The sequence below is a fragment of the Staphylococcus cornubiensis genome, assembly GCF_900183575.1.
GTDB lineage: Bacteria > Bacillota > Bacilli > Staphylococcales > Staphylococcaceae > Staphylococcus > Staphylococcus cornubiensis.
In genome coordinates this window covers 374,117-393,516 of sequence record NZ_FXUZ01000001.1, presented here as the reverse complement: position 1 = coordinate 393,516, position 19,400 = coordinate 374,117, and the positions used below count along the sequence as shown (strand labels likewise).

Annotated in this window: 20 protein-coding genes; 1 reads left to right on the top strand and 19 read right to left on the bottom strand. The window is 36.7% G+C overall.

What is annotated here, in order from left to right:
* Position 1: 1 nt before the first annotated feature.
* The 18 genes from bshA to cmk all read right to left on the bottom strand — a co-directional run bounded on the left by bshA (position 2) and on the right by cmk (position 16,982).
* The gene (bshA, locus tag CCE82_RS02050) at positions 2 to 1,126 is read right to left on the bottom strand and encodes an N-acetyl-alpha-D-glucosaminyl L-malate synthase BshA (RefSeq protein WP_086427769.1); all 1,125 of its coding nucleotides are present in this window, start codon (positions 1,124 to 1,126) and stop codon (positions 2 to 4) included.
* A 15-nt stretch (positions 1,127 to 1,141) separates the two neighbouring features.
* A complete protein-coding gene (locus tag CCE82_RS02045; RefSeq protein WP_086427768.1) occupies positions 1,142 to 1,465 on the bottom strand; it encodes a nucleotide pyrophosphohydrolase in 324 nt (107 codons plus the stop codon).
* Between the two features lie 176 nt (positions 1,466 to 1,641).
* Positions 1,642 to 2,340 carry a zinc metallopeptidase gene (locus CCE82_RS02040; protein WP_086427767.1) on the bottom strand — a complete coding sequence of 233 codons (699 nt, stop codon included), beginning with the start codon at positions 2,338 to 2,340 and terminating at the stop codon, positions 1,642 to 1,644.
* Positions 2,341 to 2,378: 38 nt separating this feature from the next.
* Positions 2,379 to 2,972 carry a DUF1405 domain-containing protein gene (locus CCE82_RS02035; RefSeq protein WP_086427766.1) on the bottom strand — a complete coding sequence of 198 codons (594 nt, stop codon included), beginning with the start codon at positions 2,970 to 2,972 and terminating at the stop codon, positions 2,379 to 2,381.
* A 29-nt stretch (positions 2,973 to 3,001) separates the two neighbouring features.
* Positions 3,002 to 3,559, bottom strand: a complete 558-nt coding sequence (locus CCE82_RS02030; protein ID WP_086427765.1) for a YpiB family protein — start codon at positions 3,557 to 3,559, stop codon at positions 3,002 to 3,004.
* Between the two features lie 11 nt (positions 3,560 to 3,570).
* Positions 3,571 to 4,812 (bottom strand): tetratricopeptide repeat protein, encoded by a 1,242-nt coding sequence (locus tag CCE82_RS02025; protein WP_086427764.1) that lies wholly within the window; start codon positions 4,810 to 4,812, stop codon positions 3,571 to 3,573.
* A 1-nt stretch (position 4,813) separates the two neighbouring features.
* A complete protein-coding gene (gene aroA / locus CCE82_RS02020; RefSeq protein ID WP_086427763.1) occupies positions 4,814 to 6,103 on the bottom strand; it encodes a 3-phosphoshikimate 1-carboxyvinyltransferase in 1,290 nt (429 codons plus the stop codon).
* On the bottom strand, positions 6,104 to 7,177 hold the full coding sequence (gene aroB, locus CCE82_RS02015; protein ID WP_086427762.1) for a 3-dehydroquinate synthase: 1,074 nt from the start codon (positions 7,175 to 7,177) through the stop codon (positions 6,104 to 6,106).
* A gap of 16 nt (positions 7,178 to 7,193) precedes the next feature.
* Positions 7,194 to 8,360, bottom strand: coding sequence for a chorismate synthase (gene aroC / locus CCE82_RS02010; protein WP_086427964.1), 1,167 nt, complete (start codon positions 8,358 to 8,360; stop codon positions 7,194 to 7,196).
* A gap of 299 nt (positions 8,361 to 8,659) precedes the next feature.
* Positions 8,660 to 9,112, bottom strand: a complete 453-nt coding sequence (gene ndk / locus CCE82_RS02005; protein ID WP_086427761.1) for a nucleoside-diphosphate kinase — start codon at positions 9,110 to 9,112, stop codon at positions 8,660 to 8,662.
* Between the two features lie 81 nt (positions 9,113 to 9,193).
* Positions 9,194 to 10,150: a polyprenyl synthetase family protein gene (locus CCE82_RS02000; RefSeq protein WP_086427760.1), complete on the bottom strand. Its 957-nt coding sequence runs from the start codon at positions 10,148 to 10,150 to the stop codon at positions 9,194 to 9,196.
* 17 nt (positions 10,151 to 10,167) lie between these two features.
* On the bottom strand, positions 10,168 to 10,881 hold the full coding sequence (locus CCE82_RS01995; protein WP_086427759.1) for a demethylmenaquinone methyltransferase: 714 nt from the start codon (positions 10,879 to 10,881) through the stop codon (positions 10,168 to 10,170).
* Positions 10,882 to 10,890: 9 nt separating this feature from the next.
* The gene (locus CCE82_RS01990; protein WP_086427758.1) at positions 10,891 to 11,460 is read right to left on the bottom strand and encodes a heptaprenyl diphosphate synthase component 1; all 570 of its coding nucleotides are present in this window, start codon (positions 11,458 to 11,460) and stop codon (positions 10,891 to 10,893) included.
* 416 nt (positions 11,461 to 11,876) lie between these two features.
* Positions 11,877 to 12,149, bottom strand: a complete 273-nt coding sequence (locus tag CCE82_RS01985; RefSeq protein ID WP_086427757.1) for an HU family DNA-binding protein — start codon at positions 12,147 to 12,149, stop codon at positions 11,877 to 11,879.
* A gap of 170 nt (positions 12,150 to 12,319) precedes the next feature.
* Positions 12,320 to 13,318, bottom strand: coding sequence for an NAD(P)H-dependent glycerol-3-phosphate dehydrogenase (locus CCE82_RS01980; protein ID WP_086427756.1), 999 nt, complete (start codon positions 13,316 to 13,318; stop codon positions 12,320 to 12,322).
* Positions 13,319 to 13,333: 15 nt separating this feature from the next.
* Entirely contained in the window at positions 13,334 to 14,644 is a 1,311-nt protein-coding gene (der, locus tag CCE82_RS01975; RefSeq protein ID WP_086427755.1) for a ribosome biogenesis GTPase Der, read from the bottom strand.
* A gap of 405 nt (positions 14,645 to 15,049) precedes the next feature.
* Positions 15,050 to 16,234 (bottom strand): 30S ribosomal protein S1, encoded by a 1,185-nt coding sequence (gene rpsA / locus CCE82_RS01970; RefSeq protein WP_086427754.1) that lies wholly within the window; start codon positions 16,232 to 16,234, stop codon positions 15,050 to 15,052.
* A gap of 88 nt (positions 16,235 to 16,322) precedes the next feature.
* Positions 16,323 to 16,982 carry a (d)CMP kinase gene (gene cmk / locus CCE82_RS01965; protein WP_086427753.1) on the bottom strand — a complete coding sequence of 220 codons (660 nt, stop codon included), beginning with the start codon at positions 16,980 to 16,982 and terminating at the stop codon, positions 16,323 to 16,325.
* A 73-nt stretch (positions 16,983 to 17,055) separates the two neighbouring features.
* Here cmk and CCE82_RS01960 point away from each other — a divergent pair, with 73 nt between their 5' ends.
* The gene (locus CCE82_RS01960) at positions 17,056 to 18,024 is read left to right on the top strand and encodes an asparaginase (RefSeq protein WP_086427752.1); all 969 of its coding nucleotides are present in this window, start codon (positions 17,056 to 17,058) and stop codon (positions 18,022 to 18,024) included.
* A 129-nt stretch (positions 18,025 to 18,153) separates the two neighbouring features.
* Here CCE82_RS01960 and CCE82_RS01955 read toward each other — a convergent pair whose 3' ends face one another.
* Positions 18,154 to 19,332, bottom strand: coding sequence for an MFS transporter (locus tag CCE82_RS01955; RefSeq protein ID WP_086427751.1), 1,179 nt, complete (start codon positions 19,330 to 19,332; stop codon positions 18,154 to 18,156).
* Positions 19,333 to 19,400 lie beyond the last annotated feature (68 nt).

Genomic DNA, 19,400 nt, shown 5'->3' with positions numbered 1-19,400 from the left:
ACTACAAATCTCCTATCATCTTTTTATAATAATGCTCGTACTGGTCTGCGATAATTTGTGAATGGAACCGTTGTGAAATGTCTGTTAACATATTTTGACGTAAAGATTGATATAATGCATCATCCGTTAATAACTTTATCGCATAGTCGGCAGCTGCTTGACTGTCGTCAATATCGACTAAGAATCCTGTTTCGTGGTGTCTAATCACTTCTTGGATGCCGCCAGCCCGTGTACCAATAGGAACGACACCTGTTTTCATCGCTTCTAATAACGTGAGACCGAAGCTTTCTTTTTCACTCATTAATAATACAATATCGGACATTTGATAAAAGTTACTCATACAATCTTGCTTACCTAAAAAGAGGACATCTTCTGAAAGATCCATTTCACGTACTTTCATGCGCATATCTTGTAATTCAGGCCCATCACCAATGAGCAGCAATTTTGATTTAATGTGTTGACGAACGATGGAAAACGTATCGATAATGCTGTCAATACGTTTCACTTTGCGGAAATTCGAAACGTGAATCAATACTTTTTCATCTTGTTCAATCCCGTAACTTTCTTTTAACTCTGAATTGTAACCAGTCGGAAACTCGGACTCTCTGACAAAATTATAAATCGGCACAATCTCTTTTTGTGGTGCAATAATTTCATTTGTCTCTTCTTTCAATGATTCGCTCACACTTGTCACAATATCGCTTTGTTCTATTCCAAATTTAATGGCATTTCTTAATGAGTGGTCATAGCCGAGTACCGTAATATCCGTCCCATGTAAAGTCGTCATAATTTTAATATCTTTTCCAGACATTTGTCTCGCCAAAATCCCACAAATCGCATGTGGAATTGCATAATGCATATGTAACACATCCAAGTCGTATTCATTAATCACATTGGCGATTTTCGTACTTAACGAAATATCATATGGTGGATATTGGAACACAGCATATTGATTCACGTCAACTTGGTGAAAAGTAATGTTGGGTACAGGTTTATTTAAGCGAAACGGCATATTTGAAGTGATAAAGTGCACTTCATGCCCACGTTCAGCCATTAAAATACCGAGTTCTGTTGCAATGATCCCTGAACCACCGACTGAGGGATAACAAGTAATGCCAATTTTCATATATGTAATACTCCTTTATGACTTTCTTTCAAATCGATATTTATCGCGGGTGTTGAATTTTTCCATTGTTTGGTTAAAACTTTCTGTCATATCGATACCAAGTGAATTTGCAAGACAGAGGAGCACGAAAAGGTTGTCACCTAATTCAGCTTCGATTGTATTTTCAGCTTCACTGTCTTTTTTCTTTTTCTCTCCATGATAATGGTTGATTTCACGTGCGAGTTCGCCAACTTCTTCAGTTAAGCGTGCAAGGTTTGCGAGTGGAGAAAAATAACCTGTTTTAAATTGTGAAATGTATGTATCAACTTCTTTTTGCATATCGGAGAGTGATCGATTCATGATATGACATCCTTTCTATTTTCATTCTTCTTTATCTTACATGAAATGTGTGGCGTTGAGCAATCTATGCACCTTTTTTATAAGTAAAACTCTATCTTGAATCATGGATGATTTTTAATTAATGTGTAAATAAAAAAGAGCTGGGTCCAATGTCCCCCAACTCTTTTTAATGTTTATTATTGATCTGCTGAACGTGCGATTAAAATCAAGCGGACTAGCTCAGCAACTGCAACGGCTGTCGCTGCAACATAAGTCATCGCTGCTGCTCTTAATACGCGACCAGCATGCTTATATTCTTTTTCATTCACGATATGCATTCTTTGTATTTGATTCATTGCACGTTTACTTGCGTCAAATTCGACTGGCAACGTGACAATGGAGAACAATACAGCGAATGCCATTAAGAAAATACCAATCCATAACGCTGTTGAACCAATTGCCATGTGTAATGATGTCATGATAATTCCGGCCATAATGAAAATATATGACATCGAACTACCAATGTTCGCAACTGGTACTAATGCACTACGGAAACGTAAAAAGAAATAACCTTCGTAATGCTGAATTGCGTGACCAACTTCGTGAGCGGCAATCGCAGTTCCGGCAACACTCGGTTTGTTGTAGTTTGAAGGTGACAACACTACGACTTTATTTTTTGGATCGTAATGGTCCGTTAAAAACCCTTGACCTTCTTTGACTTCGACATCGTAAATGCCATTTGCGTGTAAAATTTCTAATGCTACTTCTCGTCCCGTCTTGCCACTTGTTGATCTAACTTGAGCATATTTTTCATAGTTAGATTTAACTTGGTGTTGTGCATACATTGGGAGGATCATAAGTATAACAAAATAAATAATTAAAGACATGATAGACATTATGCTCACTCCTTTATAATCATATTGTACTGGCTTCATCAAACTTGGTCAATCTTTTTACCCCTACTGAGCCAATAAATGATGAACAAAATAGGGAGAATAGACAACCAAAATGCGAGGTAACCAATTTGTGGTTCATAATGTCCGAGTCCCCCATATACTGGATATTGATGAAACACATAATCAATCACATCATTATGAAAAACCCATATGATAGCAACACCTAAACTCATCAAAGTGAATTTGAATTGTGGTAAAAATAACAATGCTTGAATTGCCATAATGCCGTGAGAAATGATTAACATAAGCCCCATGATGTAAATCGTATCGTCCTCAATAAATAATAATAAATTCATCATGACTGCCCAAATACCATATTTTAATAATGTAACGAATGCAAGTGTATCAATAATGGCACTATGTTTCTTAAATAATAGTAAGGTTAAACTGACGACTAAAAATAGCGTCGCAGTTGGGCTGTCTGGGATAAATGGCCAAAAATACCAAGGTGATCTCATGAGTTGTGGCGCGTACCAAATATAACCGTAAATTGTCCCGAGAATATTACACATGATGATAAAGATGAGTATTGGGCGTTGATAGAATAACGTATTTTGTAGATATGTCCACATAATAACGGGTACCTTTCGTATATGAGTGTTTAAGTTTCATCAGTGATGTGCCGTAACTTAATGAGATTTAAAATTTTTGTGTAATGTTTAAAGGACTGGATATCTTTTAAGCTTAAACTGACGTCGATGTGTGAGTTTAACAAGTGAATCAACTGATGTTCAGTGCTTTGTGATAACTCTATCGCATACATATCATTTAAATAAGCATCTCCATTTTGATTTGCTAGTAGTTGTTTGAGTAACAAATGATCCAAACGCAAGTCACGTTCAGCTTCACGCTTAAAATGGATTTTAATATCAAGTTGCTGTGAATGATGAATGACCCGGTTAAATATTTCATTAGAGTTCATTAACAATGTATCGCCATCACGATATTGAATCGCTATGGAGGAAGCATCTGCCACAGCCATTTCTAATGTAGGATGTTCGGATACGATTTGGTCGACAAAATGGATATTTTCAATAAGCGCATGGTTCGTTTTAATTAAATTTAATAACCACACACTGATGCGAGATTTAAATTGATAGTGAAAGAGTAAATACTCGATAAAGTCACGTTTTTCAAAGTTTAAACGCGTGTCTAGCATATGTCATCACCTTACAGTAAACGTCCTTGTTCAGCATCCCACTCTGGGTTACCACTATCTTTTTGTAATAACAATTGAAGTATCGTTTTCGCTTGTTCAATTTGACCGATTTCAATGAGATAATAATAGTAATCTTTCAAGAAATCGATATTTTCACGCATAGATTCAAAAGCTAATGCATAGAAATGTTGTGCTTCTTTGTCGCGCTCTTCTTGTCCTAATGCATAAGCGAGTTGCCACATAAACTGAGGATCCATATCTTCTTCATCCACATACTGCACTAATTCAATTAATGCTTCATAATCTTCTTCGTTACGTAAAAAGTCAGCTAACATAAGTAACGGCTCTTGATAACCAGGGTCTACTTCAAGTGCTTGCTTCAACAATGTGACACCTTCATTTTGATCCCCGTGTTCGATTTGCAATGCGCCTGTACTATACATCAGTTCTTTATAAAATTGGTTGAGACGCAATCCTTCTTGTCCAATTTCAATGGCATCCGCAAATGTTTTTTCATTTTCGTAAAGCTGTTGTAAATAGTAATAACCTTGAATGAAATCAGGGTCTTTTTGTAATAATGTTTTCATCAGTTTAATTGCTTCATGTGTTAAATCATTCTTTTCATAAGCAATCGCCTTTTTAAGATAGTCTTCAGATGAGAGTTCATTATCATTGATTTCATCAAACCAACGTAATGCATCGGTATAGTTCCCGCTTTGAAGACTGCTGTCAGCTAAACGTGAAAATAAGTTGACACCGTTCACTTCATACTCTCCGCTTTCAAGTACAGTGTCATATTCTCGTGATGCACGTAAATATTGACCATCATAATATAGTAATTCTGCTAATGCGAAATGTACGATTGGATCAGCAGGTTGTAATTCAATGGCTTGTTCAATTTTTTCAATCGCAATATCTATCATATTAATTTGTTGATATAAGTCAGCTTCTAACATTAAACGTTCAGGCGTGAGTGGCACTTCATTTAAAAACTCTAATGCTTCATCCGTTTGGTTCTCTGAAATGAGGCCATCAATAAAATAGATTAAAATTTCATCTTCATCAGGATACTTCATATAAAGTGTGCGAAAGACTTCGAGGCCTTGTGGTGTGAGTCCAAACTGGTATAATGTTTCGCCAAGTACAAACAATGCATCGTCGTTATCCGATTGCAATGCCTCCTGAACTCGAGAATCTAGTTGTTCTAATTTTTGTAAGTTGATATCGTCAATTAATTTGTAGATATCTTGCATACTATCCCTCATTTACTAATTGTTTGAGTAGTGGTAAAAAACCTGGGAATGACACATTGACACTTTCGAACTGAGCGATTTGAATCGGTTCAGATGTTAAGAGTGAAGCGATTGCTAACATCATACCAATACGATGATCAGTATGACTGTCGACAGGTTGCATTTGACTGATTGTGGAAGGTTCAATGATCAGTCCATCATCAGTCGGTTGCAGTTTCAAACCTAACTTGTCGAGTTCGTTTGCAGTTGTGTCAATACGGTTGGTCTCTTTCACTTTTAATTCTTCAGCATCTTTAATGATACTTGAACCATTTGCTTGTGTACAGAGTAACGCAATCGTCGGCAGTTCATCAATACATCTTGGAATGAGTCCACCACCGATTTCGATGCCTTTTAAGTTCGGTGTATATTGTACACGAATTGTTGCAGTCGGCTCTGGGCCATTTGTTTGGTCAGAAAGTGAAATGTTACCACCCATACGTTCCACAATTTCTATAATCCCATCACGCGTTGGATTAATTCCGACATTACGAATAGTAATATCACTGCCGGGTGTAATTAACGCTGCAACGATAAGAAAGGCAGCTGATGAAATATCTCCAGGCACATCGAAATCACGTGGTTTGATATGATGAATCCCTTCACCTGGAAGTGTCGCTGTTAAACCTTGAGTTTGAACAGGAATACCGTAATGTGCGAACATCGTTTCAGTATGATTACGGGACACATCTATTTCATGAATTGTCGTTGTCTCTTTAGCGAATAGACTCGCAAATAAAATAGCACTTTTCACTTGCGCACTCGCGACAGGCATATCATAATGAATCCCTTTTACTTCACTCGAACCAATGATAAGCGGTGTGTAATTATCGTCAACACCATTAATATTGATGTTCATTTGTCGAAGCGGTTGAAGAATGCGATCCATAGGTCTTTTGCCAATCGAAGCATCTCCTGATAATACACTTTGAATGCCGAGCCCACCGAGTAATCCTGCCATTAAACGTGTCGTTGTACCGGAATTGCCGGTATATAATGTTTGATGAGGTGTTTGAAAATGGGCGTAACCAGGTGAATCAATGTCAATAGCATCATCTGTAATTTCCATTTTAACGCCTAAAAGTTCAAAAATTTTCGCTGTTCTTAAGCAATCTTCACCTAAGAGAGGACGATGTATCACAGAACGTCCTTGTGCTAATGAAGCAAGCATAATCGCACGGTGCGTCATAGATTTATCACCTGGTACCGTGACTTCACCTTTTAGCGGCCCGTTAATCGCAATTTTTTCCATTTAAATCACCTCTTGATATTGTTGAATCAGTGTATCAAATGCTTGTCGTAATGTAGAGATGTCGACATGCTGTACAGTAGGATTGCCTATCGATTGTAACAGTACCATACGTACGCCGTTAGCATCATTTTTCTTGTCATGTAACATGAGTTTTAATAATGGCTCAAACTCAAATTGACTCATTATCTCTAAAGGATAGCCTAGTGCTTTCATATACGTGATGTAATGATTAATTTCAAAATGGCTGTTTAACATCAGATTTGAGACGATGAATTGATACAAAATCCCGATCATGACTGCATGGCCATGAGCGAGACGATACTTGTATTCAATTGCATGTCCAAACGTATGACCTAAGTTTAAAAACTGGCGCTGTCCGCATTCTTTTTCATCATTGAGCACAATTTGAAGTTTCGTTTGAATGCCTTGTATTAAATATTGTTCAATCGACTGAAGTTGTTTTAATTCGCCCTTGTTTGGATAAACTTGTTCGAGCGCGCGCACAGACGCTTCGTCATTGAGTAGCGCATGTTTATACACTTCGCCATAACCGCTTAATATTTCATCAAAAGGTAAAGAAGTAAGGAATTCTAAATCATAAATGACAGCTTTCGGACGGTGAAAAGCGCCGACCAAATTTTTACCTTGTGTGGTATTAATGCCTACTTTTCCGCCAATGCTTGAATCGTGAGCAAGAATGGTTGTTGGCACTTGAATAAAATCAACACCACGTAATAATGTCGCTGCTAAAAAGCCAACGAAGTCACCTGTTGCCCCGCCACCTATTGCAATTAGACATGTATTACGGGTAGGTTGATGAGCAAGGAGTGCTTCAATATAATGTTCATATTGCGCCATATATTTCACTTGTTCACCTGAAGGAATTTGAAAAGTTGTATAATGATGGTCATTGACGAAACGAGAAATTTTGTTTTCCCAAACAGAGTAGACACTTTGATCGACAAATACAAATACATGTTGATAGTCAGAAACAAATGTATCTAATCTTTCAAAGGCAGAATGTTCAATAATAATCGGATAATTACGATCTGGATACGTCGTTGTTAATTGCATAGTTCATCACCTATCATTAAAATGTTTGGTTCAGTTCACGTCTTTCAGCAACTTGTTGTGCAAGGCGTGCAAAATCATGTGAGCCAAATTCTTCTAAAATGCTTCTTGCAATTTCGTATGAAACAGCATGTTCACAAACGATACTCGCAGCAGGTACAGCACAACTGTCAGATCTTTCAATCGTTGCTTTGAATGGTTCTTTCGTGTCGATATCTACAGATGCAAGTGGTTTATATAATGTTGGAATAGGTTTCATCACACCATTAACGATAATTGGCATACCATTTGACATGCCGCCTTCCAAACCGCCGAGATGATTCGATGCTCTGTAGTAGCCTTGTTCTTCTGAATATAAAATTGGATCTTGAATTTCGCTTCCTAATTTTTCAGCAGCTTTAAATCCTTCGCCGAAACTCACACCTTTGAATGCGTTAATGCCAACAACGCTTTGTGCAATGCGACCATCAAGTTTTCTGTCGTAATGAACATAGCTACCGATCCCCACAGGCATATGGTCGACAATCACTTGGACGACGCCACCGATAGAATCGCCTTCTTTTTTAGCGCTATCGATTTTATCACGGATCGCTTGTGCAATGCTGTCGTCAATCACGCGGACATCATTTTTATCGACGTTTTCAATAATTGTTTGAATATCGTAAAGGCCCTCATCTTTAATGCCACCAATTTCAACGACACGGCTATAAACGTCAATGCCTAACTGTTTTAGTAATTGTTTACATAGTGCACCGACAGCAACACGTGCCGCTGTTTCACGAGCAGATGAACGTTCGAGCACATTACGTAAATCACGATGATTATATTTCATTCCACCAACTAAATCTGCATGACCTGGTCTTGGTTTCGTGATCACACGTTTCATATTCTCTTTCTCTTCATCAGAAATAGGTGCAGCCCCCATAATGTTACGCCAATGTGTAAAATCATCATTCTTAATGACTACTGTGACAGGACTGCCTAAAGTATAACCATGACGTACACCTGAGACGATTTCTACAGTATCTTTTTCAATTTGCATGCGACGTCCTCTGCCATAGCCACCTTGACGTTTAAACATTTCTTCATTAATTTGATCAATATCAATTGCCATATTTGCTGGTAGCCCTTCAATAATTACTGTTAATTGTGGACCGTGTGATTCTCCAGACGTTAAAAATCTCAACATGGTTAGCACTCCCCTTACCTTATAGTTCATATGTTTCATATCATAGCATAAAACAGAAAAGAATTTAACAGAAAATGCTTTTATTATTCACCGCTTTTAATCACTAAAGAATTATTTGTAGTTTTAAAGACCACCCAAACCAGTTTCAGAACGATTTAAATACACTTTAATAGACTTTATTGTTGCATAGGTGAACGTCTATATTGGCGCTTTATTAACAATGATAAATAGCGTCTTAAAACAAATGGAGGGCTCAGACAACTGAATGTCCAAGCCCCGTAAAATGAGTGTATTCATTATGCTTCATATAACCAAGTTTCATCTGGTGTATGGTATGAACTGATTTCTTCGTCTTTAAACCAAAGTGCAATTTCTCGTTCTGCTGATTCCACTGAGTCCGAACCGTGAATCACATTACGCCCTACTGTTAAGCCTAAATCTCCACGAATTGAACCTGGTGTCGCTTCAGAAGGATTTGTGCTTCCGATAATATGGCGTGAAACTGCAACAGCGTTTTCACCTTCTACGACCATCGCAAATACTGGTGCTGATGTAATGAAAGAAATGAGTGATTCATAAAATGGTTTTCCTTCATGTTCACCATAATGTGTTTCGGCTAAAGATTGAGGTACTGTCATTAATTTAGCCCCAACAAGCTTTAACCCCTTTTGTTCGATACGTTGAACAATTTCACCAATTAATTTACGTTGTACCGCGTCCGGTTTAATCATTACAAAACTTTTTTCCATGATGAGAAATGCCCCCTGTGTTTTTATGTATTACAAGACTATCCTATCATTAGTTTAAAGCGCTTTCAACAAGAAAGTAGATTAATTCATTCTGTTTTGTAATCTTTTTATTAATTTTCTGAAATGTGGTTTAATCTCGTTTTTAGGTAGTGTTTCAAGTAACGTTGAAGCTTTATCCAAATACCTTTGACTAATGTCTAAAGAACGTGTAATGGATTCTGATTGACGTATTTGCTCAATACACCAATCAAAATCTTCAGTCGGCGAATTCGGCGTTAACGTTGCAACTTTTTCTTTGAGTTGTGGATTTTGCTTCATTTCTAACAATACTGGTAACGTCATATGTCCATTACGCAAATCACTTCCAACAGGCTTACCTAGTTTCTTTTCTGTACTTGTAAAATCTAATACATCATCTACAATTTGGAAGCTCATCCCGATATGATGACCAATGTCACGCATTTTACGAATCGTTTGGTCATCAGTCCCCGAACTCATGGCACCGACTTCAGTAGCAAGTTGCATCAATAGTGCGGTTTTACGATTGATACGACGTAAATAGTTCGTAATCGACTGTTCCGATCTAAATTGATCTTGGAATTGGAAAAGCTCTCCGCGACAAACTTCAATAATCGCATGAGACAGTGTTTGGTGAATGCGACTGTCTTGAATAGATGATAAATGTTCTAGTGCACGTGCGAGTAAAAAGTTACCTGTTAAAATAGCAGTCGGTTGATCCCACTTCTTTTCAATTGTTAATCTGCCACGTCTTTTATCACTGAAATCAATCACATCATCATGGACAAGCGTCGCCATATGAATCAGTTCCAATGCTGTAGCAACACGATAAGCCGCATCATTTGCAGGATTCTCACCGATGTGACTGCTTAAAATCACAAATAATGGTCGAACACGCTTACCTCCTGATGATAAAAGGTGATCTGCAGCACTTTGTAATGTTGAATCCTCTGATTGAATCAACTGTTTCAAAGCATTTTCAATTTTTTTAATTTCTTGATTCAAATTTAATTTCGACATGCATAATCACCTTTTAATTAGTTCGTTTTGGGTTTATAAGCTAAGTGCATGGCAGCCACGCCACCTGTAAAACTGCGTACTTTGACATTTTCAAAGTTGACATCTTCAAACATACTTTTTAAAGTTTCGCGATCTGGAAAATCGAATGCAGATTGTTGTAACCACTCGTACTCTTCTTTTGATTTCGCAAAAATTTTACCGAAAATAGGCATCACGAACTTAAAATATAAGCGATAGCCTTGCTTGAAAACAGGCAATGTCGGTTGACTTGTTTCTAAACATACGACCATGCCCCCTGGTTTAAGCACGCGATACATTTCTGATAATGCTTTCGTATAGTCTGGAATATTACGTAAACCAAATCCAATTGTTACATAATCAAATGCATCATCATCAAATGGTAATGCCATCGCGTCACCTTGAACGAGACGGATGTTGTCCATATGCGCGGTTTTTTCTTCACCGACTTTTAACATATTTTCACTGAAATCAAGTCCAGTGACTTCCCCGTCTGGCCCTACTGCTTGGCTTAAAGCAATCGTCCAGTCAGCAGTCCCACAACATACGTCTAATGCGCTAGCCCCTGTTTGGACATTCATTTCTTTCATAACTTTTTTACGCCAAACTTTATGTTGTTCGAAGCTAATAATATTATTTAAACGGTCATATTTGCCAGAAATATTTTGAAATACTTCATGGACTTGTGCTTTATTTGCCTTATTTTTAGTCATTTTGAAACCTCATTTACTTTTTGTATAGTTTTGCAATGCGACAATCATGTTTTCAATGTCATCGGTCTGCCAATCAATTAAATAACTGAGCTGTGATACGTCGAGTTGCTGTATGATTTTGTTACGTATTTCTTTAAAAGACGGTTCGATATGATAATGTTTCATCAACACTTGAATTAACAGTGTTTCGATTGTAATCATCATCTCTATTAAATTTGCGTCAGAGCCTACATCATCTTTATGTTGAATGTATGATTTTAATTCATTAATTTTAACAATGGCTTGACTCATTTGAAGTTGTAATTCCACATCTTTTAAATCAGCTAGTAACTGATAATAGTGTGCACTAAGCAAATCACCTATTAATATGGCGTCACGTTCATAATGATAATAACTGATTCTATCAAGATGTTTCATTGATGTATCAATAGAGAGACACGCGAGTTTTGCATTTAAAGGAACGTCAAGTTGATCTAACAATTGACTCAAAGCTTGATTAATATGTATATTTTGGGGGCGATTGAGTTGATTCAACCGTTTATCAATTTGTTGTTTTAAACATTCAAAAGTATTCTCCATCTGACACACCTCTAATTTTAATCACTCTCTATCTTAACACTATCAACCAAAAAATTAAATCTGATTTGCTTTTTTTGTAATAAAAGCCACCATTAAATTTTATGGGTACTGAATTGAATATTGTTAAAAAATGTCTTTACAAATTAGAAAGAAAGGTACATCGTCATCGTGAAGTAAATATCATTGATTTGAAAACTATCGCACAAAAATATGCATAAAGAATATTTGTTATCTGGATATTGTCGAAATGGTATGTATCAAACATTGCTGGAAGTAAAAAGATTAGAAGGTGCTATTATAAAGAAGTTTATGAATGAACATGTATAGAAGTTGTTTTATATTACAGTATTGTAGAGGCATTATGATAGGAAAGGCTGGAAAACGTCAGCGTCCCAGCCCCCTTCATAATAATTGAATTATTTCACAGCATCTTTTAATGCTTTACCTGCTTTGAAAGCTGGAACTTTGCTTGCAGGGATGTCAATTTCTTTACCTGTTTGAGGGTTGCGACCTTTACGCGCGGCACGCTCACGTACCTCAAAGTTACCGAAACCGATTAATTGTACTTTTTCACCTTTAGCTAATGATTTTTGAATTGCTTCAAAAGTGGCATCAACAGCTAAACCTGCTTCTTTTTTAGTTAAATCAGCTTGTTCTGCAACAGCGTTAATTAAGTCAGTTTTGTTCATGTCAATTCACCTCCTCAAAGGTTATGTAATGATAATTCAATTATCATTATGGTATGACTTTAACACAAGCGAATACAAGACTGCAACGATTTATACAAGAAAAACGTTGATTTAATCGCTTTTTGTTGATTTTTTTAGAATTTTGACATGAAAATGGTCAATTTCATACTTTATTCTGATTTTTTCGTACGTCCCATCAACGCTTTAACTGCTTCCTCGACAGGTTGATTTTCGAATAAAACATGATATAACGCTTCAGTTATTGGCATTTCAACATTTTCTTTTTTAGAAAGATTGTACACAGATTCTGTTGTGTACACCCCTTCAGCGACCATGTTCATATGATTCATAATTTCGTCTAAACTTTTCCCATTTCCGAGTTGGAAACCGAGAGAATAATTTCTTGAATGTGTAGAGGTACAAGTTACAATTAAATCCCCTATTCCACCCAAACCTTGAAATGTCAGTGGATCGGCGCCGAGTTTGACCCCTAAACGAGTAATTTCTGCTAGACCACGTGTCATTAATGCAGCTTTTGCATTATCTCCAAAGCCCATCCCTGCAAGGACACCACTCGCGATAGCAATAATGTTTTTAAGTGCGCCACCGAGCTCGACGCCGACAAGGTCATCATTTGTATAAACACGTAAATAATCTGTCATAAATAAATCTTGTATCAGTTTACGCAATTCTGGATTACTTGAAGCAGCTGATACAGTTGTAGGTTGTTTAATGACAACTTCTTCTGCATGACTTGGACCAGAAAGTACACCAATACCTGCGTTATATTCTGGTGAAATAGAATCTTCTAACATTTCTGAGACACGCTTAAATGTAGCATTTTCAATACCTTTAGTGACATGAATAAAAGATTTTTTTGAAGTTAATAATTGATTTACTTCAGACATCACTTCTCTAATCGCTTTTGTTGGCAAAGCAATTAAGAAGATGTCCGCGTGATTAATCGCTTCTTGAATATCTGTTGTCGCTTTGATATTTGAATTCAGCTTAGCCTCTTTTAAATAATTATGATTTGTATGTTCATTGTTGATTTCTTCTATTGTTGTTGATGTTTTGCCCCACATTAATGTGTTGTGGCCATTGTCTGCAAGCACATTAGCCAATGCAGTACCAAAACTTCCTGTACCAAACACTGTAATGTTCGTCATGCTTATCCCCTCCATCTAATTTCGTTTACGTGCAATAATGTGTACTGGTGTACCTTCAAATCCGAATGCGTGTCTAATCTGATTTTCTAGATAACGTTTATAAGAAAAATGCATCAATTCGACATCATTAACAAACACAACAAAAGTAGGCGGTTCGATAGCCACTTGTGTTGCGTAAAAAATATTTAGACGACGACCTTTATCTGTTGGTGTCGGATTCATTGCAATGGCATCTGTAATCACTTCATTTAGTGTTGAGCTTTGAACACGTTTCTTATGATTTTCACTTGCTTCGTTAATTAATGGGAAAAGTGTACGTAGACGTGTCCCTTCTTTAGCAGATACGAAAGCAATTTGAGCATAATCTAAAAATTGGAAGTTCTTTCTTACTTCATCCATGAACTTTTTCATCGTATTGCTATCTTTCTCTAAAGTATCCCATTTATTAACGACAATCACAATCGCTTTTCCTTCTTCGTGGGCATATCCAGCCACACGTTTATCTTGTTCAATAATACCTTGTTCTGCATCTAATACAACAAGCACAACATTAGAACGTTCAATGGCTTTTAATGCACGTAAAACTGAGTACTTTTCAGTAGACTCATAAACCTTCCCTTTTTTGCGCATCCCAGCTGTATCGATGAGCACGTAATCTTGTCCGTCATAGCTGTACATTGTATCAATGGCATCGCGTGTCGTCCCTGCAATATTAGATACGATAACACGTTCTTCGCCAAGAATTGCGTTAATTAAACTAGACTTCCCTACGTTTGGTCGGCCAATTAACGATAAGCGAATGGTGTCCTCATCGTAAGGCTCTGTTGTATCCGCTTTGAAATGTTTAGCGACTTCTTCTAATAGATCGCCGAGACCTAGGCCGTGTGAACCTGAAAGTGGGAATGGCTCTCCAAATCCGAGTGAATAAAAGTCATAAATATCGTTGCGCATTTCTGGATTGTCGACTTTATTAACTGCAAGGACAACAGGCTTTTTAGATTTATATAACATTTGCGCGACGAGTTCATCATTTTGTGTTACGCCTTCACGTACATTGACCATAAAAATAATGACATCAGCTTCGTCAATTGCAATTTCAGCTTGTGCGCGAATTTGTGTTTGAAATGGGGCGTCTCCGATTTCGATACCACCTGTATCAATCACATTAAATTCATGTGTGAGCCATTCGCCGCTTGAATAAATACGGTCACGCGTCACACCTGGTGTATCTTCAACAATGGATACACGTTCTCCGACGATGCGGTTAAAAATTGTAGATTTTCCTACGTTAGGACGACCCACGATAGCAACTACAGGTTTCGTCATGATTGTTCTTCCTCTCTATGAATAACTTAAATATTGAATATATCAGTCTGTGCAAGTATATTTCGCATTGTTCGATACATAACAACGCTATTATATCACGTGAAGTGTTACTGACAAAAGAAATGGTGAAAAGTATGTCAATTCATGTTTCATGGTGACTTGAAAGTTCATTTCACTTTAATTGATGACTTACTCATTTCTATTATCATTGAATATACATATTAGTAGTGGTATATGGAGTTGAGTGGATGAGAAGAATGTTGTGGTTTAGTAAAAAGGTTTTGTAACAAAGTTTTATGAGTGATTTAAAGGTATGTAACATAAGCAGCCAAGATATGTAAAAGTAAAAAAGAACTAAAGTTATATGGTTAACCTTAGTTCTTCGTGTATTGTACCCAATTCAGGTTATAAATCTAAATCTTTAAGCTTATCACCGAAAACATCACCTAATGTCGGATTATTTTCGTTTTCATCTGCTGCTTGTGTATATTGATGTGTTGTTTCTTCAGATGCTTCTTCTGTTTCTTCTTCTGGGTTCGCTGCTTTGATTGAAAGTGAGATACGCTCTTCTTCAGGATTAATACCTAAAATTTTAACTTGTACAGTTTGACCCGGCTCAAGAACTTCTCCAGGCGTACCGATATGTTTGTGGCTAATTTCTGAAATGTGCACAAGGCCTTGTAAGCCGCTGCCAATTTCAACAAATGCACCAAAAGATGCTAAGCGCATCACTTTACCTTCAACAACGTCTCCTTCACTATACTTTTCTTGAATAGTTTCGAATGGGCTCGGTAAAGTATCTTTAATTGATAATGACACACGTTCAGAATCTTGTTCAACTGAACGAACTTTAACTTTGACTGTATCGCCAATAGAAACAACTTCTTCTGGTGATTTAACATGTTCATGAGATAGCTCTGATACATGGACTAAACCATCAACGCCACCAAGGTCGATAAACGCACCGAAGTTTGTTAAGCGCGCAACTTTACCTTCAATCACGTCGCCAGCTTTAATCGATTGTAATAATTCAGCTTTTTTCTTTTCGTTTTCTTCTGCTTCTACAGCTTTACGGCTTAAGATGACGCGATTTTTTTCAGGTTCAAGCTCTTCAACTTTTAATTCAAGCACTCGTCCTTCATAATCTGAGAAATCTTCAATGTAATCAGTTGAAATGAGTGATGCAGGAATGAAACCTCTTTGACCTACATCCACAACTAAACCACCTTTAACGACTTCAGTGACTTTCGCCTCAATCGTTTCGTTGTTGTCTAATTTTTCTTGTAAATATGCATAAGATTTCTCTTCTTCTAATTTACGTTTTGAAAGGATGTAACTACCTGTTTCATTTTCTTCATCAACTTCGATTTTAGTTACATAAGCACCAATTTCGTCACCAACTTTGACTACTTCATTTGCATTTTCAACATGATAAGTGGAAAGTTGACTAATTGGAATAATACCGTTGTATTTACCTCCATTGACATGAACAACAACGTGCTTATCTTCAATTTGTTGTACTTCTCCTGTAATCTTATCGCCCTCTTTAATGTCATTAATCATTGATTCATTGAATTCTTCAGTCATCATGATTGCCTCCTTATACTACTACATAATAATAACTTCTTATAAAAGTCTTGAATTGTCAAGAAATTTAGATAAGTTTGAATAAAATAAATTAAACTGCATTTACTAAAGACAGTATCTTTTCCGTGACTTGTTCAATGCTCAAGCCCGTAGTATCAATTTCAACAGCGTCTTCAGCTTTTCTTAAAGGTGAAATCTCTCTGTTCATATCGTATGCATCACGTTCAGCAATATCTTTTTTAAGTTGCTCAATAGAAGATGCAATACCTCTTTCTTGGTTGTCTTTAAAACGACGCTCAGCTCGCTCTTCTACGGATGCGATCATATAAACCTTTACCTCAGCATCTGGAAGTACGGTTGTTCCGATATCTCGACCGTCCATAACGATGCCTTTTTCTGCAGCGAGCTTTTTCTGTGCCTTCACTAAAAATTGACGCACTTCTTTAATCGACGAAACATAGGACACATTTTGAGTTACGTCGTTTTCACGTAGAAAATCAGTCACATCATTATCATTTAAAAAGACGCGTTGACCTTTTTCTGCATCATAGCCGAGTCGTAAATCAATTTCGGAAATTAAGTCTGTAAAGTTTGTGAAATTTGATTTGTTTTTTAAATAATAATAAGTGATGGCACGATACATTGCGCCTGTATCAACATATATCATGCCTAATTGAGCAGCTACTTTTTTTGCTATCGTACTTTTACCAGCAGCTGCCGGTCCATCTAATGCAATATTAATCGCTTTCATACGTTACCTTCCTTGTCGTTTGTTTAACAATATTTTATCATAATAATGGACCATTTTACGAGGAGGAACCTAAATGAAAAAATTATTAGTCATTCATACAGGTGGCACGATTAGTATGTCAGAAGATGAATCGAATAAAGTGATGACAAATGATGACAATCCAATCAGCCATCATCAAGACGTCATTGCACAATACGCTAAAATAGATGAACAAATGCCATTTAACTTACCCTCTCCCCACATGACGATTGAGGATGTCAAAATTTTAAAAGAAATCATTGAACATCCTGACCAATTGGCACAATACGATGGCTATGTCATTACACATGGAACAGATACGTTAGAAGAGACTGCCTTTTTATTAGACTTGACGGTTTCGACTTCAAAACCTGTTGTCATTACAGGGGCGATGCGTTCTTCAAATGAGATTGGTTCAGACGGTTTATATAATTTTATTTCAGCGATTCGTGTTGCTATTGAAGACGAATCTACCGGTAAAGGTGTGATGGTCGTATTCAATGATGAAATACATACAGCGCGAAATGTTACAAAAACACACACATCTAATACGAATACATTCCAGAGTCCTAACCATGGTCCGCTAGGTGTCATCACTAAAGCGGGTGTCTATTTCCATCATAGACCTTATACACGACAATATTTAACGCACATCAATGCATCACTTCAAATTCCACTAATTAAAGCGCATATGGGAATGGGAAGCGAAATGTTAAATTTTTATGCAGATTGTCATGTGGATGGTATCGTCATCGAAGCACTTGGACAAGGGAATCTTCCTCCTACAGCAATGCCGGGTATCAATAACTGTCTCGATAAAGGTATTCCTATCGTGCTGGTATCAAGATCTTTTAATGGAATTGTGAGTGCGGTTTATGCCTATGAAGGCGGTGGTCATCAATTATTTGAAAAAGGTGTTATCTTTTCGAATGGACTGAATGGTCAGAAAGCGAGATTGAAGCTACTCGTAGCGTTAAGTAATGGTTTTCAACATGATCAGATTCAAAATTACTTTAATGTATAGCGTACGATGATCAAAGTTTTAGATGATTTTTGTATATAAAGAGGTATTTATTTTGTAAATAGCCGCCCCTTTTTTCGAATGAGGGTACGGCTATTTTTTAGAGATAGGCGGTGCATATATACATGTAAATTAGTTCAGTTGTTTTCTCACTTTGAAAACAATCATAGCTTCAATGAGAATCAAAGCGACAGCAACCCAAAAAACGTTTTGAACTTGAATCCACTCTGTTAAACTACTCATCAAAACAAGGCAAATTGAAAAAGCTAAACTACTTACGACATCTATTGCGGAATAGACATTGACTAATGCTTCTTCCTCGACAGATTCTTGAATAATAGTCGCCTCTGGAATTTCTTTTAATTGTGATAAAAATCCAATACACACCGATGAGATTAAGAAAATGATTGGATCAATAAAAATTAATGATAATGAAAATACAATGGCTGTTAAGACAAGCGACATAAAGATCCAAAACGATTTATGATACTTCAAATGATTTGAGAACTTAAGTATGCCCCATCCTCCAAGAATAATGCCAATGGAATGTGTTGTATTAATATAGCCCCAATACGTTTCATCTTGCCTTAAAACGATAGTAATAAAAGCTAAGATGATGGAGGACACCCATATCGTATTCGCTAAAATTTCAAACAAATTGATGCCTAAAATGATTTTTAATTGTGTGTTTGAAAAAATACGTTGCCAACCTTTAAAAATACTTTGTAATGTTGTTTCATTTTTGACCATCTCTTTATTAACAGTTGGTAGCAAAAAGGCCATCAAACTCGCTATCCAAAATAACACGAGTGTAAGCACAATCATTTGAGTGATGCCTAGTGATATTAAGAGCATCCCGCCGATAGCCCAGCCTACAACTTCAACGGTTTCATTTAAGGCAGATAATAGTGAGTTGGCTTTAATTAGGTCTGTCGCGTAACGAGGAATAAGCGCTAAACTCGTTGGACCAGCAAATCCGTCCATGAATGCGATAATCGTCACAAGTCCATATATAAAGAATGTTATTTGATTGTCTAATATGACCGTTAACAAAAGCAAACATGTTAAAGCGATTGTTTTCGTCAACTGTGAAAAGAATAACACTTGATTAAGTTTGTACTTTTTTGTCACAAGTGGTAGGAAAAAACTCGAGATAAAACCTGCACTACCAAAAATAATCGGTATGATTGTAGAAGAGATCACTGATTGTGTAATTAGATACATATGTGAAATAATAGCGACTTTAAAAAATACATCAGCAATATTTGCACATGCTTCTGCTAATAACAATATTTTAAATGACTTTTTCATGTTGTTTCACTTACCATTTCTATAAATTTAAAATTACAGTTAAATGATGAGCCTTGTTTGTTTCTTTT

Bases quoted from the DNA above. Each gene is read 5' to 3' on its own strand.
- bshA (WP_086427769.1), bottom strand. From the start codon at position 1,126: ATGAAAATTGGCATTACTTGTTATCCCTCAGTCGGTGGTTCAGGGATC.
- CCE82_RS02045 (WP_086427768.1), bottom strand. From the start codon at position 1,465: ATGAATCGATCACTCTCCGATATGCAAAAAGAAGTTGATACATACATT.
- CCE82_RS02040 (WP_086427767.1), bottom strand. From the start codon at position 2,340: ATGTCTATCATGTCTTTAATTATTTATTTTGTTATACTTATGATCCTC.
- CCE82_RS02035 (WP_086427766.1), bottom strand. From the start codon at position 2,972: ATGTGGACATATCTACAAAATACGTTATTCTATCAACGCCCAATACTC.
- CCE82_RS02030 (WP_086427765.1), bottom strand. From the start codon at position 3,559: ATGCTAGACACGCGTTTAAACTTTGAAAAACGTGACTTTATCGAGTAT.
- CCE82_RS02025 (WP_086427764.1), bottom strand. From the start codon at position 4,812: ATGCAAGATATCTACAAATTAATTGACGATATCAACTTACAAAAATTA.
- aroA (WP_086427763.1), bottom strand. From the start codon at position 6,103: ATGGAAAAAATTGCGATTAACGGGCCGCTAAAAGGTGAAGTCACGGTA.
- aroB (WP_086427762.1), bottom strand. From the start codon at position 7,177: ATGCAATTAACAACGACGTATCCAGATCGTAATTATCCGATTATTATT.
- ndk (WP_086427761.1), bottom strand. From the start codon at position 9,112: ATGGAAAAAAGTTTTGTAATGATTAAACCGGACGCGGTACAACGTAAA.
- CCE82_RS02000 (WP_086427760.1), bottom strand. From the start codon at position 10,150: ATGTCGAAATTAAATTTGAATCAAGAAATTAAAAAAATTGAAAATGCT.
- CCE82_RS01995 (WP_086427759.1), bottom strand. From the start codon at position 10,881: ATGACTAAAAATAAGGCAAATAAAGCACAAGTCCATGAAGTATTTCAA.
- CCE82_RS01990 (WP_086427758.1), bottom strand. From the start codon at position 11,460: ATGGAGAATACTTTTGAATGTTTAAAACAACAAATTGATAAACGGTTG.
- CCE82_RS01985 (WP_086427757.1), bottom strand. From the start codon at position 12,149: ATGAACAAAACTGACTTAATTAACGCTGTTGCAGAACAAGCTGATTTA.
- CCE82_RS01980 (WP_086427756.1), bottom strand. From the start codon at position 13,318: ATGACGAACATTACAGTGTTTGGTACAGGAAGTTTTGGTACTGCATTG.
- der (WP_086427755.1), bottom strand. From the start codon at position 14,644: ATGACGAAACCTGTAGTTGCTATCGTGGGTCGTCCTAACGTAGGAAAA.
- rpsA (WP_086427754.1), bottom strand. From the start codon at position 16,234: ATGATGACTGAAGAATTCAATGAATCAATGATTAATGACATTAAAGAG.
- cmk (WP_086427753.1), bottom strand. From the start codon at position 16,982: ATGAAAGCGATTAATATTGCATTAGATGGACCGGCAGCTGCTGGTAAA.
- CCE82_RS01960 (WP_086427752.1), top strand. From the start codon at position 17,056: ATGAAAAAATTATTAGTCATTCATACAGGTGGCACGATTAGTATGTCA.
- CCE82_RS01955 (WP_086427751.1), bottom strand. From the start codon at position 19,332: ATGAAAAAGTCATTTAAAATATTGTTATTAGCAGAAGCATGTGCAAAT.